Below are 16,429 nucleotides of genomic sequence, written 5' to 3'. Positions count from 1 at the left end.
CCGCCGCAAACTGCAAGGCTTAAACCGAAAAGAAGCTAACGATGAATACCGATAACCTGCACGACATCTTGGACGAAACGGTTCAAGTGTATTCTCAAAAAAAACAAAGCCGATCCGAAACCCCGGCCGAAATCGGCGCACACTTCCACCCGCTGCTCGACCGCCTGTGCGAAACCGCAGAAGCACAAAACGCGTCCGACATCCTTATCAGCAAAGGATTCCCGCCCTCGTTGAAAATCAACAGCGCATTAACCCCGCAGCCGCAAAAGGCTCTGACGGGCGAGGAAACCGCCGCCATCGCCGCATCGACGATGAACGCCGAACAATCGGAAATATTCCGGCGCGACGGCGAAATCAACTACTCCGTCCAATCGCGCAGCGGCACGCGCTACCGCGCCAACGCCTACTACAGCCAAGGCAGCGCAGGTTTGGTTTTGCGGCGCATCAACCACGTCATCCCGCAAATGCGGGAATTGGGCTTGCCCGAAAAACTCAAAGACCTCGCCGTCGCACCGCGCGGGCTGCTGATTATCGTCGGGCCTACCGGTTCGGGCAAATCCACCACGATGGCGACTATGCTCGAACACCGCAACAAAACCCTGCCCGGCCATATCGTTACCATCGAAGACCCGATTGAGTTTATCTACAAACCGCGCCGCTGCATCTTTACCCAGCGCGAAATCGGCGTCGACACCATAAACTGGCAGACGGCGGTACAAAACGCTATGCGCCAATCCCCAGACGTGGTCTGTATCGGCGAAGTCCGCAGCAGGGAAAGTATGGAATACGCGATGCAGCTCGCCCAAACCGGCCACCTGTGCATTTTTACGCTCCACGCCAACACCGCGCCGCAGTCGCTCGAACGCATACTCAACTTCTACCCCAAAGAACAGCACAACCAAATACTGATTGACATCGCCCTCAATCTGACCGGCATCATCTGCCAACGCCTCGCCCTCAAAAAAGACAAAACGGGCAGGACGGCGGTTGTCGACTTGCTCATCAACACGCCCGCCATCCAAGACTTCATCCTGAAGGGCGACCTGATGAACATCAGTAAAATCATGGAAACCGCCAAAACCGACGGAATGCAGACGATGGACCAAAACCTTTTCGAACTGTACCGTCACGGCATCATCAGTTACGAAGAAGCCCTGCGCCAGTCCGTTTCCGCCAACAACCTGCGATTGCACATCCAACTGCACAAAGAAGGCAAAACGCCCGAACTCCTTTACGACAGGGTCAACGGTCTCAACCTCATTTCCTGATCCGCAAAACCCAATGCCGTCTGAAAACCGCATCCCCGTTTTCAGACGGCATGATTTTATCCGCCCCATTCATGTGCCACACTTTATTCACTTCATAACAATAAACCGGTAAAACCATGAAAACCCCACTCCTCAAGCCTCTGCTCATTACCTCGCTTCCCGTTTTCGCCAGTGTCTTTACCGCCGCCTCCATCGTCTGGCAGCTAGGCGAACCCAAGCTCGCCATGCCCTTCGTACTCGGCATCATCGCCGGCGGCCTGGTCGATTTGGACAACCGCCTGACCGGACGGCTGAAAAACATCATCGCCACCGTCGCCCTGTTTACCCTCTCCTCGCTCACGGCGCAAAGCACCCTCGGCACAGGGCTGCCCTTCATCCTCGCCATGACCCTGATGACCTTCGGCTTTACCATTTTAGGCGCGGTCGGGCTGAAATACCGCACCTTCGCCTTCGGCGCACTCGCCGTCGCCACCTACACCACGCTTACCTACACCCCCGAAACCTACTGGCTGACCAACCCCTTCATGATTTTATGCGGCACCGTACTGTACAGCACCGCCATCATCCTGTTCCAAATCATCCTGCCCCACCGCCCCGTCCAAGAAAGCGTCGCCAACGCCTACGAAGCACTCGGCGGCTACCTCGAAGCCAAAGCCGACTTCTTCGACCCCGATGAGGCAGCCTGGATAGGCAACCGCCACATCGACCTCGCCATGAGCAACACCGGCGTCATCACCGCCTTCAACCAATGCCGTTCCGCCCTGTTTTACCGTTTGCGCGGCAAACACCGCCACCCGCGCACCGCCAAAATGCTGCGCTACTACTTCGCCGCCCAAGACATCCACGAACGCATCAGCTCCGCCCACGTCGACTACCAAGAGATGTCCGAAAAATTCAAAAACACCGACATCATCTTCCGCATCCGCCGCCTGCTCGAAATGCAGGGACAAGCCTGCCGCAACACCGCACAAGCCCTGCGCGCAAGCAAAGACTACGTTTACAGCAAACGCCTCGGACGCGCCATCGAAGGCTGCCGCCAATCGCTGCGCCTCCTTTCAGACGGCAACGACAGTCCCGACATCCGCCACCTGAGCCGCCTTCTCGACAACCTCGGCAGCGTCGACCAGCAGTTCCGCCAACTCCGACACAGCGACTCCCCCGCCGAAAACGACCGCATGGGCGACACCCGCATCGCCGCCCTCGAAACCGGCAGCTTCAAAAACACCTGGCAGGCAATCCGTCCGCAGCTGAACCTCGAATCAGGCGTATTCCGCCATGCCGTCCGCCTGTCCCTCGTCGTTGCCGCCGCCTGCACCATCGTCGAAGCCCTCAACCTCAACCTCGGCTACTGGATACTGCTGACCGCCCTTTTCGTCTGCCAACCCAACTACACCGCCACCAAAAGCCGCGTGTACCAACGCATCGCCGGCACCGTACTCGGCGTAATCGTCGGCTCGCTCGTCCCCTACTTCACCCCCTCCGTCGAAACCAAACTCTGGATTGTCATCGCCGGTACCACCCTGTTCTTCATGACCCGCACCTACAAATACAGTTTCTCCACCTTCTTCATCACCATTCAGGCACTGACCAGCCTCTCCCTCGCAGGTTTGGACGTATACGCCGCCATGCCCGTGCGCATCATCGACACCATTATCGGCGCATCCCTTGCCTGGGCGGCGGTCAGCTACCTGTGGCCAGACTGGAAATACCTCACGCTCGAACGCACCGCCGCCCTTGCCGTATGCGGCAGCGGCACATACCTCCAAAAAATTGCCGAACGCCTCAAAACCGGCGAAACCGGCGACGACATAGAATACCGCATCACCCGCCGCCGCGCCCACGAACACACCGCCGCCCTCAGCAGCACCCTTTCCGACATGAGCAGCGAACCCGCAAAATTCGCCGACAGCCTGCAACCCGGCTTTACCCTGCTCAAAACCGGCTACGCCCTGACCGGCTACATCTCCGCCCTCGGCGCATACCGCAGCGAAATGCACGAAGAATGCAGCCCCGACTTTACCGCACAGTTCCACCTTGCCGCCGAACACACCGCCCACATCTTCCAACACCTGCCCGACATGGGACCCGACGACTTTCAGACGGCATTGGATACACTGCGCGGCGAACTCGGCACCCTCCGCACCCGCAGCAGCGGAACACAAAGCCACATCCTCCTCCAACAGCTCCAACTCATCGCCCGGCAACTCGAACCCTACTACCGCGCCTACCGACAAATTCCGCACAGGCAGCCCCAAAACGCAGCCTGAAAAAATTTCGGCATTTTGTAAAGGGGGGGGGGGCGGATTGTCAGGCAGGTTGCAAGATAGTGGATAAGGCTTTGCGCAGGGTAAATGCGTAGCAACTGAACCGTCATTCCCTCAAAAACAGAAAACCAAAATCAGAAACCTAAAATCCCGTCATTCCCACGAAAGTGGGAATCCGGTTCGCTCGGTTTCGCTTGTTTTAAGTTTCGGGTAACTTCCACTTCGTCATTCCCGCGCAGGCGGGAATCCAGTGCGTTGAGTTTCAGCTATTTAGAATAAATTTTGAAACTCTAATCCCGTCATTCCCACGAAAGTGGGAATCTAGGTCTGTCGGCACAGAAACTTATCGGGTAAAACGGTTTCTTTAGATTTTACGTTCTAGATTCCCGCCTGTGCGGGAATGACGGTTTAGAAGTTGCCCGAAACCTCAAAAAAAACCGAAACCGAACAAGCCGGATTCCCGCCTGAGCGGGAATGACGGGCTAAATAATATCAAACCATAAATCCCGCCAAGAAACATTATTTTCTTCAATCAGTTGCAACTTCCAAGCCCTGTTCCATTTCTTCAACTGTTTTTCCCGAGTAATTGCGCTCTCCATCGTAGGATGCAGTTCATACCAAACCGGCATAGTAACGTTGTACCGTGATGTAAATCCTTCAATCAAATGCTCCCTATGTTGGTAAATACGTTGCACCAAATCAGATGTAACGCCAATGTATAACGTGCCATTACGTTGGCTTGCTAAAATATAAACCGCAGGCTGCATATAATACCCTTTTGAATTATTTAAATTTATATTCCCGCGAACACCATCCGGTGATTACTTTAACCCTTCGTTATCCCCATAGCTTTCCATCATTCCCGCAACTCTTCGTCATTCCCGCGAAAGCGGGAATCCAGAATCTCTAAAGCTTCAGCTAACCTTTGAATATTGCTGTTGTCCCACGTTCTAGATTCCCGCCTGCGCGGGAATGACGGCGGAGCGGTTTCTGTTTTTTCCGATAAATTCCTAAAACTCAAAATTTCATCATTCCTACAAAAACAGAAAACCAAAATCAGAAACCTAAAATCCCGTCATTCCCACGAAAGTGGGAATCCGGTTCGTTCGGTTTCGCTTGTTTTAAGTTTCGGGTAACTTCCACTTCGTCATTCCCGCGCAGGCGGGAATCCGGTGCGTTGAGTTTCAGCTATTTAGAATAAATTTTGAAACTCTAATCCCGTCATTCCCACGAAAGTGGGAATCCGGTTTTTTGAGTTTCAGTCATTCCCGATAAATTGCCTTAGTATTGAATGTCTAGATTCCCGCCTGCGCGGGAATGACGCGTTTCATTTGCCGCCCCCTCCCGAAAAACGCAAAAAAATGCCGTCCGAAGACCTTTCGGACGGCATTTGCGGAAAAACCGGCCGCGCAGGCGGGTCAGAAGAAGACTTCGCGCCAGCTTAAGCGTTTGATACCGCACATCGGGCCGGTAATATCCAAGCTGTCCAAATCGTTCATCAGCAGGGTGCGCACACCTTTTTTGGAGAAGCAGCGGTTGTTTTTGCCGGGACGCCTGCCGGCGGGGTCTATACCGCTGCCGCCCGCATCGCCGTCCGCCGTCGTTGAAAATCCGTCTGTTTCCGTTTCATCCAGATAACGCACATTAACCGGCTTGTCGTAAACATATCCGTTCGGGCAGACGGTTTTGCTGTTTTTCCACATGCAGCCTATGGGGACGGACTTGCCGCCGGCGGTTTTCTTATGGCCGGAATATTGTGCGACAGCCGTATTGGCTTCCGGCACAATCGGGCGCGCGCTTCTCGGAGTCAATGCGCCGCCGTCGGCGGTATTGATGCCCAAAATGGCGGTTTCCGCGCCGCAGCCGTCGTCTTTATATTTGCGGATGGTTACGAAGGCGGTACGCAATACCACGGTCGGTTTGACGGTAACGCGCCGTCCGCCTGTCAATTTCACCGCCCAGCCCTTGCTGCCCGAACCGTCGGATCTCTTGTTCAGGAATAATGTTTTATTTTCCTGAGTAAGGTGTTGCTCGAGCAGCCCGCTCCCCAAAACGCCGCGGCTTGCATTTACATTATTCGCCGCCTTATCGTCGTCAAAGATACCGTAAATATATTGTTCTTTCGTATCGAGTACATCATCTTCGGTCAAATCGCTGCCCGTACCGAAGATGACGACGCGTTTGTCTGCCAGTCGGGAAACGGCGGGCGCGGAGGTAATCGGCTTCCCGCCTTCGAAAATAGTGCTTACAGACCATTTACTAGGATCGGAATTGCTCAAATCAAAGCGGTACATATTCCCGCCCCGGTCGCCGGCATAGGCGATATCGACAATGCCGTCCAAATCTTTATCCACCAGCGTGGGGGACGAAAGCCCGCCTTTGCCGCCCTTCACTTCGATTTTTGCAATCGGCGTACCTAAGGTGTCTTTCAAATCATACACATACAGCGCGGTTTTATTTTCTTGGCTGGCAATTTGTTTAGCCGCATAACCGGAGGCGAGGAAGGCGGCGTATTTGCCGTTGCGGATTTTGCCGATTTGCGGCGTACCGACGGTGTAGCCTAATTCCACTTCCACGCGATTTTTGCCGTTTTTGCCGTTTTTATCGCCATTTTTGACATCAAACAGGGGAGCGGCGGCTGGATACTTTTCGTTGATTTTGCTTAAATCCAAGGCGTATGCGCCTCTGCCGCCAAGGCCCATTGCGCCGAACATAAACACGCGGTCTTGTCCGTTTAAGTTAACTTGACGCAAGACAAAGCCGCCGTCCACGCCGTAGCGGTCGCCCACATAGCCTTTTTCGGCAAAGGTGCGCAGCTCTTTGGCGAGGTCGGAGTCATTGCCTTCAATATCCTTACGCTCCATCGTACCGGGGATGTAGCTGAGCTTCAGATTGTAGCTGCGTTCATCCGTGCCGGTTTTTTTGAAGATATGCACCATCCCGTCGTTGGCAGAAGTTGCCAGATACCCGCCGACCGCGACAATCGGGCTGTTGACGATGTCGCCCAAATCGCGATTGCCGTTTTCGCGGATGCGGTATCTTTGGCTGTATCTGTCTGGTTTTTGGTTAATTAATTTAAATTTATTGTCATTATCGGGACCCCGAACCGTCCAAGGCAGCAGCACTTTTTTCCACTCGTCGGCTTCAAGATTGACGTTCGCTTCCTTAACAATGCCGAAAGTGCCGTTGTTGCCGTTGTTTCCAAAAATGACGACCTCATCCTTGCTTCCATTCAGTTTGATCAGCTGTACGCCGCTATCCAATCGGATGACGGTCTGCCTTCCGTTGAAACGCGGCTCTTTACTTTTAATCTCATTCTCACTCAAGGGTTTGAGGGAATAGCGGCCCGGTTTGTTTTTGTCATCATTGCGGGAAAGGTTTTGCAGGAAAATTTTGCTGCTCGAACTGTCGGGGTAGGTGGAAACCGAAGCGGAATACATCTGCACCTTGCCATTTTGCACAGGGCCGAACCACAGCGCGGGGGCGGTCAGTGCCGGCGAAAGGGCTGATTTGGGATTGGGGTTCGGTTTGTTGATGCAGCGGCCTGCTTTGACTTCCGGCAGGCCGAGCTTGACCGGAATCTGCCCGGTATCTTTAATGTCCCACGTAGCATTAAAAGATAGAATGCCGCTAAGCCCCGTATTTCCTTTCCGCACATCGATGCTCGGCTTCAAGAGACCCAACCGCACTGTTTTGCCTGGCGCGATATCTCCAATCCCTTTTTTATCCAGCAGGTGCAGTTTGGCGTTCAGATAATAGGCCACGGCGGTATGTTCGCGCTGCGAGCCGCCAAGGGAAATAGGGTGATCTTCTGTCGTAGAGACGATGGTTTGATTATTATTGCTTTCACTAAAAGAAGATATCAATTTGTTGGATAATTTGCTATCTTTGACGGTATTCTCGCTGCTCAAATTGAAAGATACGCCCAACCATGGATAATCCTTCAATTTGTAAATGGGCGAATTTTCGCGGCTTAGGTCTGTGTACCTATCCAGCTTGCCCGCATTTTTTACCAAGTCGGGATTATCGAAGGAAAATCGGGTTTTATAGACAAGTTTGGGACAGCCTGTGCCGCTTCTGCATACGACACCTTCGTAGCTGTAGCCTGCCAGCGCGATGCGGGTGGTACGAATCCAATCAACGGCATTGTTGCGCTTTTTCAGCCTATCGGTATCAAAACCGGAAACCTTGCCGTAGGGCGGCAGGTAGGTGGCTGTGCCAAAAACGGCAGTACCGCTTTGTTGAGAAACAAGCTCATCGCTATTGTCGAATGAGATAAAATTGTTTTGTTGGCCCCGCCAGTTTGTCTGGCTCGTATGGCTAAATGTCCGCTTCCTGTCTTTGTCCTTTATTGAAGATGGCACATTCGACTTTACCTCGGGCTGGTTTCGCCCGTTCATGATAATAGCGTAGTCACGGGCTTGCGCCTGCCCCCCCCGCCGGTATGGGAAAACATCAATATGGCGGTATAAAGCGCGGTATGGCGGAAAACCCGCCTTTTTAAAGTTTTATTCATATTTTATTCCTTAAGTTTGCCTTCGCGGGACGGCGCGCCGCGAACGCCGGGGTTCGGTAAACCGCCCGATTCCGCGCCCGCCGGATTGCTGATTGAAAAGCTTACCTCCCCATTTTAACTTTGCGCACTTATCACGGTAAAGCGTTTTTTAGCAAACCGCCGCAGATGCCCGACCGGTCCGGATTCCCGCCTGCGCGGGAATGACGAATCCATCCATACAGAAACCTGCACCGCGTCATTCCCGCGAACCTACATCCCGTCATTCCCACGAAAGTGGGAATCCAGAATCTCTAAAGCTTCAGCTAACCTTTGAATATTGCTGTTGTTCCACGTTCTAGATTCCCGCCTGCGCGGGAATGACGGCATCGGTTTGACGGTATTTAATTGAATTGTGGAAATTGACGGATTCAGTGAGATTGGCGGGATGAAGCCTACCCTATAGCCCGCCTTTTATAGCGGATTAACAAAAACCGGTACGGGTTGCCCCGCCCCGGCTCAAAGGGAACGGTTCCCTAAGGCGCCCAAGCACCGGGCGGATCGGTTCCGTACCATTTGTACTGCCTGCGGCCCGCCGCCTTGTCCTGATTTTCGTTAATCCGCTATGCTTATACACAACCAGCCAAAAGCCATCTTATTGAAATATCATAAGATTTACTCAAAAATCTTATTTTCTCCACCACTTATGCACAAACTCGGATACACACTCTGCCAATATGCAGAAAAAAAGACATTCGCGCCGACACCTTTTCATCCCCACAAGTTCCAAACACATTTCCGGCTTAAATATCCACAGCATTCCCGTTCTCAAAGGCACCGGCAGCCATTCGGTAAAGAAAAGCGGGATGTCGTCCGCACAACAAGCAAACTATCCACAAAACCTATTCCCCACGAAAAACAATCCACAGGTATGCACAAAAGGGAATCCTCCTTACCGACACCCTTTTAAAACGGCAATTCAGATGATTTTAAAAATAAAAAAAAGTTACCCACAGAAAATTCCCCATATCAATATAATCATCGTTTTATTATTTAAACCTTATATTTTATTTATAACCCTTCAGGGAAACGGCACGGCAAAGCGTAAAGGCATCTTTTCAAAAAATTAAAAAGTTAAGGATTGTTAAACAAGTGTAAATCAGGTAGAGTTGCAGCCGATAAATTAAATCTATAACGGAGCTTCCTGCAATGAAAGGCGATATTGGCGTAATCGGTTTGGCGGTTATGGGTCAAAACCTGATTTTGAATATGAACGATTGCGGATTTAAGGTTGTCGCCTACAACCGGACAATCGGTAAAGTGGACGAATTTTTAAACGGTGCGGCAAAAGAGACGGGCATTATCGGCGCGTATTCCCTGCAAGACTTGGTCGATAAGCTGGCAAAACCGAGAAAAATCATGATGATGGTTCGCGCAGGTTCGGTGGTTGACGACTTTGTCGAACAACTGCTTCCGCTGTTGGAAGAAGGCGACATCATTATCGACGGCGGCAACGCCAATTACCCCGACACGACACGGCGGACACATTACCTTGCCGGAAAAGGGATTTTGTTTGTCGGCGCGGGGGTATCCGGCGGCGAAGAAGGCGCGCGGCGCGGGCCGTCCATCATGCCGGGCGGGGATAAGCGCGCTTGGGAAGCGGTCAAGCCGATTTTCCAGGCGATTGCCGCCAAAACGCCGCAGGGCGAACCGTGTTGCGACTGGGTCGGCAAGGATGGCGCGGGACATTTTGTCAAAATGGTGCACAACGGCATCGAATACGGCGATATGCAGCTGATTTGCGAAGCGTACCAGTTTATGAAAGACGGTTTGGGGCTGTCCTACGACGAAATGCACCGCGTGTTTGCCGAGTGGAACAAAACCGAGCTGGATTCTTATCTGATTGAAATCACAGCGGCAATTTTGGGCTATAAGGACGAAGGCGGCGAACCGCTGGCCGAGAAAATCCTCGATACGGCAGGGCAAAAAGGCACGGGCAAATGGACGGGCATCAATGCCTTGGATTTGGGCATTCCGCTGACGCTGATTTCCGAAGCCGTATTCGCCCGCTGTGTTTCGTCGTTCAAAGAACAGCGCGTGCAGACCGGCAAGCTGTTCGCCCGAACCGCCACGCCCGTCGAAGGCGGCAAACAAGAATGGGTCGAGGCGTTGAGACAGGCTTTGCTTGCCTCCAAAATCATTTCCTACGCACAAGGCTTTATGTTGATCCGCGAAGCGGGCGAAAGTTACGGCTGGGGTTTGGACTACGGCAACACTGCGCTGCTGTGGCGCGAAGGCTGCATCATCCGCAGCGCGTTTTTGGGCAATATCCGCGACGCGTATGAGGCCAATCCCGATTTGGTGTTCTTGGGTGCGGATCCGTATTTCAAAAATATTTTGGAAAACTGCCTGCCGGCATGGCGCAAGGTGGTTGCCAAGGCGGTCGAATGCGGCATCCCTATGCCCTGCATGGCTTCGGCGATTACGTTCTTGGACGGCTATACGACCGAACGCCTGCCTGCCAACCTCTTGCAGGCACAGCGCGACTACTTCGGCGCGCACACTTACGAGCGCACCGACAAACCGCGCGGCGAATTTTTCCATACCAACTGGACGGGCAAGGGCGGAGATACCGCTTCGACAACCTACGATATTTGATTCCGTTGCCGAAATGCCGTCCGAACCGTTCGGACGGCATTTGTTTTGCAGGAAATAGAAAGATGTTCCAATGGCTTTATGATGTATTGTGGCTGCTTGCGCCGATATGGATACGGCGTTATTTGGACAAACGCTCCGGAAGTGCCCCGGCATACCGGGCGCATAGGGACGAGCGTTTCGGCAAGCCGCATCCGAATCCCGTTACCGGCGCGGTTTGGATACACGCCGTTTCGGTCGGAGAAACGCGTGCCGCCCAGCCCTTGATACGCGAGTTGCGGCGGCGTTTTCCCGATGCGCCGCTGCTGATGACGCAGATGACCCCGACGGGACGGGAAACCGCGCAAGTTCTGTTTCCCGATGCGCAATGCCGCTATCTTCCGTATGACAAAAAAACGTGGGTACGGCAGTTTTTGCGCGAACACCGCCCGATGTTCGGCATTTTGATGGAAACCGAAATCTGGCCCAATCTGATGAAGGAATGCCGGCGAGCGGGTGTGCCGCTGTTTTTGGCGAATGCGCGGCTGTCGGAAAAATCGCTGAACGGTTATCTGAAAGTCCGCCGCCTGATCCGTCCCGCAGCCGCTTCGCTGACGGGCTGTCTGGCGCAGACGGAGGCGGATGCGGCGCGGTTGGCGAAATTGGGCGCGGCATCCGTGCAGGTGTGCGGCAATACCAAATACGACCTGATGCCGTCTGAAGACATGAAAACGCTGGCGGGGCAGTTTGAAAAACGCATCGGAGGCCGGCCGGTTGCCGTGTGCGGCAGCACGCGCGTTTATCGGGGCGAAGACGAGGCGGAAAAACTGCTGGCGGCGTGGCAACAATATCGCGGCGATGCCCTGCTGGCCGTCGTGCCGCGCCATCCCGAGCATTTTCAGACGACATTTGAAACGGCGAAACGCTTCGGGTTTAAGGTTCAGCGGCGCAGCGACGGTTTGCCGGTCGAACCCGATACGCAGGTGTGGATAGGCGACAGTATGGGCGAGCTGTATGCGTATTACCTGTGCGCCGATGTCGCTTTTGTCGGCGGCAGTCTGGTCGGTTCGGGCTGTCAGAACATCATCGAACCGCTTTCCTGCGGCGTTACGACGATATTCGGCTTTTCGACCTACAATTTTTCCGAAGCCTGCCGGCACGCCTTGGCATCGGGTGCGGCGGTTCAAGTCGAATCGGCGGACGCGTGGCGTGAAGCCGTTGAAAAAAACTTATCTGGCGAGGGGGGCGGAATGCAGATGCAGGCGCGCGTGGACGGCTTTATCGCACAACATCGCGGAGCGGGCGCGAGAATCGCCGAGGCGGTGCGGGAAGCGGTATGCGGACATCGGGGGCGATAGTGATACAATCCGTATCCGAGTTTTCCGGTTGGAGCATCGTATGAGTATTTATGCCGTCGCGCACATCATCCACCTGTATTGCGCCACCGCCTTTGTCGGCGGCGTGTTTTTTGAAGTGCTGGTTTTGTCCGTCCTGCATACGGGACGGGTGTCGCGCGAGGCGCGGCGCGAAGTGGAAAAGGCAATGTCTTACCGCGCCGTCAGGGTGATGCCGTTTGCGGTCGGACTGCTGTTCGCCAGCGGCATCGTGATGGCGGCAAACCGCTACCTTCCTATATCGGGCGAACCGTTTGCCACTTCCTTCGGTACGATGCTGACGCTGAAAATCCTGTTGGCGTTCAGCGTGTTGGCGCACTTCGCCGTCGCCGTCGTCAAAATGGCGCGTTCCACGCTGACGGTCGGCTGGTCGAAATACATACACGCCGTCGTCTTTACCCATATGCTGCTGATTGTCTTTTTGGCAAAAGCGATGTTTTATATCAGCTGGTAACACAACTACATTTCAAATCAGGAGATTGAACCATGACAGAATATCCCGGCATCGGGTCGCCGTTGTTTTACGGCGTTTTTTTTGCGGCAGTGCTGGTCATGATTGCCTTGGATATGTTTTCGCTGAAGAAAAACGGCAGCCATAAAGTCGGCATCAAAGAAACCTTGGCATGGAGCGGCTTGTGGGTTGCCGTATCCTGCCTGTTCGCAGGCTGGCTGTATTTCGAACTCGCCGGCAATCCCGGCTACGGCGCGGCAGCCGCAAAAGAAAAAGTATTGGAATTCTTTACCGGCTACATTTTGGAAAAATCGTTGGCAGTCGACAATATTTTCGTGTTCCTGATGATATTCGGCTACTTCAAAGTCGCACCGCAGTTTCAACACCGCGTGCTGCTGTACGGCGTATTGGGCGCATTGGTATTGCGCACCGTCATGATTTTCGTCGGCGCGGCACTGGTTCGGCAGTTCGAGTGGATTCTGTATCTGTTCGGCGCGTTCCTGCTCTATACCGGCATACACATGATGAAGCCCGAAGGAGATGAGGAAGAGGATTTGGCAAACAGCAGGCTGCTGAATGCCGTCAAGAAAGTCGTTCCGGTCGGCACGGCGTTTCACGGCGAGAAATTTTTTACCGTCGAGAATGGCAAAAAAATCGCCACGCCGCTGTTTTTGGTGCTGATTATGATTGAATTGAGCGATGTCGTTTTTGCCGTGGACAGTATCCCCGCCGTCTTTGCCGTTACCACCGATCCGTTTATCGTGCTGACTTCCAATATTTTCGCTATTTTGGGTTTGCGGGCGATGTATTTCCTGCTGGCGGATGTGGCGGAACGCTTTATCTTCCTGAAATACGGCTTGGCATTCGTGTTGGGTTTTATCGGTGTGAAAATGCTGGTGATGCATTGGGTACACATCCCGATTTCCGTTTCGCTGTCGGTCGTGTTCGGCGCGTTGGGTGCATCGATACTGACCTCGTTAATTTATACGAAAAAACAGCCTGATAAATAAAACGCCGTCTGAACGCCGACAAAATGGTTGACAGCATCAGGCTTGATGTATAAACTTTCAAATTTTTCGGGTCGTTAGCTCAGTCGGTAGAGCAGCGGACTTTTAATCCGTTGGTCGAGCGTTCGAATCGCTCACGACCCACCAGGTAAAGCAAAAAAGCTGAGTTTTCAAAACTCGGCTTTTTTTTGTTTTCCGACAATCCTTGTTCGGAAAGCGCGGCATTTCGTCAAATTCTTTGGTGCGGCTTCCGTATTTTTCCCGAAAATCCCTTATAATTCCGCCTCTGCAACCTTCATCGGGTGATGCTTTATGCATTGTCCCGAGTATTGAAATATTAGCAAGTACCCACCAGGAGGGAACAAACGTGGACAAACTGAAAATCTCCGCAAACGGCCCGCTCAACGGGGAAATAACGGTCTCGGGCGCGAAAAACGCGGCATTGCCGCTGATGTGCGCGGGTTTGCTGACGTCGGGTACGTTGCGCCTGAAAAACGTCCCTATGCTGGCAGATGTCGCAACCACGCAAAAGCTGCTTCAGGGCATGGGCGCGCGCGTTCTGACCGACAATATCAGCGAATTTGAAATCAACGGCGGTACGGTCAACAATACCTGCGCCCCTTACGAATTGGTTCGGACGATGCGCGCTTCGATTTTGGTGCTTGGCCCGACGCTGGCGCGTTTCGGCGAGGCGCAAGTCAGCCTGCCGGGCGGCTGCGCCATCGGTTCGCGCCCCGTCAATCAGCATTTGAAAGGCTTGGAAGCGATGGGGGCGGAAATCGCCATCGAACACGGTTACGTCAAAGCCAAAGGCAAACTCAAAGGTGCGCGCGTGGCGATGGATGTCGTTACCGTCGGCGGTACGGAAAACCTGCTGATGGCGGCGACGCTGGCGGAAGGTACGACGGTTTTGGAAAACTGCGCCATCGAGCCTGAAGTGGTCGATTTGGCGGAATGCCTGGTCAAAATGGGCGCGAAAATCAGCGGCATCGGAACATCGACCATGATTGTGGAAGGTGCGGGCGAGCTGTACGGCTGCGAACACAGCGTCGTCCCCGACCGGATTGAAGCGGGGACGTTCCTGTGTGCGGTGGCGATAACCGGCGGCAGGGTGGTTTTGCGGAATGCCGCCCCGAAAACGATGGAAGTGGTGTTGGACAAACTGGTCGAGGCAGGTGCGGTGATTGAAGCGGGCGACGATTGGATCGCCATCGATATGCGGCAGCGTCCGAAGGCGGTGGACATCCGCACGGTCGTCCATCCCGGCTTCCCCACGGATATGCAGGCGCAGTTTATGGCATTGAATGCTGTGGCGGAAGGAAGCTGCCGCGTGGTGGAAACGATTTTTGAAAACCGCTTTATGCACGTTCCGGAGTTGAACCGGATGGGGGCGAACATTACAACCGAGGGCAATACGGCATTTGTGCAGGGTGTGGAACGGCTTTCCGGCGCGGTCGTCAAGGCGACGGATTTGCGCGCGTCCGCCAGCCTCGTTATCGCCGGTTTGGCGGCGCGCGGCGAAACCGTGGTCGAACGGATTTACCACTTGGATCGCGGTTATGAAAATATTGAAAAAAAACTCGGCAGCGTCGGTGCGAACATCGAGCGCGTATCCGGCTGATCGGGTTGCGATGCCGTCTGAAGGCTTCAGGCGGCATCAATTGTTTCTGTATCGCAAACACTGATTGAAAAGGACTGATTATGGCATTTTTAAAACTGACCGAACAAAACGTGCGGGGCAAAACCGTCCTCATCCGCGCCGATATGAACGTGCCGTTCAAAGGCGGCAAAATCAGCGACGACACCCGTATCCGCGCCTCGCTCGCGTCCGTCAAATACTGCTTGGACAACGGCGCGTCCGTTATTGTGATGACCCACTTGGGCCGCCCGACCGAAGGCGAGTTCCACCCCGAAGACGACGTTGCGCCCGTTGCCGCGCACTTGGGCGGCCTGTTGGGCAAAGACGTGAAAGTATTGAACGACTGGCGCGAAAACAAACCGGCTTTGAACGCGGGCGATGTCGTGATGTTGCAAAACGTGCGTATCAACAAAGGCGAGAAGAAAAACGATTTAGAACTGGGCAAAGCCTACGCCGCCTTGTGCGACGTGTTCGTCAATGATGCGTTCGGCACCGCACACCGCGCCCAAGCTTCGACCGAAGCCGTTGCCCAAGCCGCGCCCGTCGCCTGCGCCGGCGTATTGATGGCGGGCGAACTCGACGCTTTGGGCAAAGCCTTGAAACAGCCCGCGCGCCCGATGGTGGCGATTGTTGCCGGCAGCAAAGTGTCCACCAAGCTGACCATCCTCGAATCGTTGGCGGACAAAGTCGATCAGCTTATCGTCGGCGGCGGCATCGCCAACACATTCCTGTTGGCGGAAGGCAAAGCCATCGGTAAATCGCTGGCGGAACATGATTTGGTGGAAGAATCCAAAAAAATTATGGCGAAAATGGCGGCCAAAGGCGGTTCTGTGCCGCTGCCGACCGATGTCGTCGTTGCCAAAGCCTTTGCCGCCGATGCCGAAGCGGTGGTAAAAGACATCGCCGACGTTGCCGAAGACGAGATGATTTTGGACATCGGCCCGAAATCCGCCGCCGCGCTTGCCGATTTGCTTAAAGCCGCCGGTACGGTCGTTTGGAACGGGCCGGTCGGCGTGTTCGAGTTCGATCAATTCGCAGGCGGCACGAAAGCCCTTGCCGAAGCCATCGCCCAAAGCAAAGCGTTCTCGATTGCGGGCGGCGGCGACACGCTGGCGGCGATTGCCAAATTCGGCGTTACCGACCAAATCGGCTACATCTCCACCGGAGGCGGCGCGTTCCTTGAGTTCTTGGAAGGCAAAGAGCTGCCTGCCGTAGCCGCTTTGGAAAAAACGCGGCGAGTAAACGGTTTGATATAAAAAAATGCCGTCTGAAACGAAATG

10 protein-coding genes, 1 tRNA gene and 1 pseudogene are annotated in these 16,429 nt (G+C 54.0%); 10 read left to right on the top strand and 2 right to left on the bottom strand.

Translation table 11 applies throughout. The annotated features are described in order from the left end of the window. Nucleotides 1–41 precede the first annotated feature (41 nt). On the top strand, nt 42–1,268 hold the full coding sequence (locus tag HT085_RS09895) for a PilT/PilU family type 4a pilus ATPase (RefSeq protein WP_003697786.1): 1,227 nt from the start codon (nt 42–44) through the stop codon (nt 1,266–1,268). A 116-nt stretch (nt 1,269–1,384) separates the two neighbouring features. After that, on the top strand, nt 1,385–3,535 hold the full coding sequence (gene yccS / locus HT085_RS09890; protein ID WP_003699137.1) for a YccS family putative transporter: 2,151 nt from the start codon (nt 1,385–1,387) through the stop codon (nt 3,533–3,535). Nucleotides 3,536–4,014: 479 nt separating this feature from the next. Here the strand turns inward: yccS and HT085_RS09885 are convergent, their stop codons facing one another. Further along, the gene (locus HT085_RS09885; protein ID WP_003692093.1) at nt 4,015–4,299 is read right to left on the bottom strand and encodes a GIY-YIG nuclease family protein; all 285 of its coding nucleotides are present in this window, start codon (nt 4,297–4,299) and stop codon (nt 4,015–4,017) included. 651 nt (nt 4,300–4,950) lie between these two features. After that, nucleotides 4,951–8,048: pseudogene (pilC, locus tag HT085_RS09880) on the bottom strand (PilC family type IV pilus tip adhesin). 842 nt (nt 8,049–8,890) lie between these two features. Between pilC and HT085_RS09875 the strand changes: the two are divergent. The 8 genes from HT085_RS09875 (at nt 8,891) to HT085_RS09840 (ending at nt 16,405) form a co-directional block, all read left to right on the top strand. Next, nucleotides 8,891–9,154: a hypothetical protein gene (locus tag HT085_RS09875; protein WP_017147189.1), complete on the top strand. Its 264-nt coding sequence runs from the start codon at nt 8,891–8,893 to the stop codon at nt 9,152–9,154. Nucleotides 9,155–9,233: 79 nt separating this feature from the next. After that, a complete protein-coding gene (gene gnd / locus HT085_RS09870; RefSeq protein ID WP_003688061.1) occupies nt 9,234–10,682 on the top strand; it encodes a decarboxylating NADP(+)-dependent phosphogluconate dehydrogenase in 1,449 nt (482 codons plus the stop codon). 62 nt (nt 10,683–10,744) lie between these two features. Then, nucleotides 10,745–12,016 (top strand): lipid IV(A) 3-deoxy-D-manno-octulosonic acid transferase, encoded by a 1,272-nt coding sequence (gene waaA, locus HT085_RS09865; protein ID WP_010360974.1) that lies wholly within the window; start codon nt 10,745–10,747, stop codon nt 12,014–12,016. Nucleotides 12,017–12,056: 40 nt separating this feature from the next. Beyond that, complete coding sequence (locus HT085_RS09860) at nt 12,057–12,506, top strand: CopD family copper resistance protein (RefSeq protein WP_003692085.1); 450 nt, start codon at nt 12,057–12,059, stop codon at nt 12,504–12,506. 32 nt (nt 12,507–12,538) lie between these two features. Further along, nucleotides 12,539–13,513, top strand: a complete 975-nt coding sequence (locus HT085_RS09855; RefSeq protein WP_003688067.1) for a TerC family protein — start codon at nt 12,539–12,541, stop codon at nt 13,511–13,513. Between the two features lie 68 nt (nt 13,514–13,581). Beyond that, nucleotides 13,582–13,657: transfer RNA gene (locus tag HT085_RS09850), tRNA-Lys, on the top strand. Between the two features lie 220 nt (nt 13,658–13,877). Beyond that, nucleotides 13,878–15,131, top strand: coding sequence for a UDP-N-acetylglucosamine 1-carboxyvinyltransferase (gene murA / locus HT085_RS09845; protein ID WP_003688069.1), 1,254 nt, complete (start codon nt 13,878–13,880; stop codon nt 15,129–15,131). A gap of 80 nt (nt 15,132–15,211) precedes the next feature. Continuing rightward, nucleotides 15,212–16,405: a phosphoglycerate kinase gene (locus HT085_RS09840; protein WP_014580412.1), complete on the top strand. Its 1,194-nt coding sequence runs from the start codon at nt 15,212–15,214 to the stop codon at nt 16,403–16,405. The last annotated feature ends 24 nt before the right edge of the window (nt 16,406–16,429 follow it).

The organism is Neisseria gonorrhoeae (genome assembly GCF_013030075.1).
In the GTDB taxonomy this organism is placed as follows: domain Bacteria; phylum Pseudomonadota; class Gammaproteobacteria; order Burkholderiales; family Neisseriaceae; genus Neisseria; species Neisseria gonorrhoeae.
Note: the sequence above shows the minus strand (reverse complement) of the source record. Positions and strands in the feature narration are given on the sequence as shown.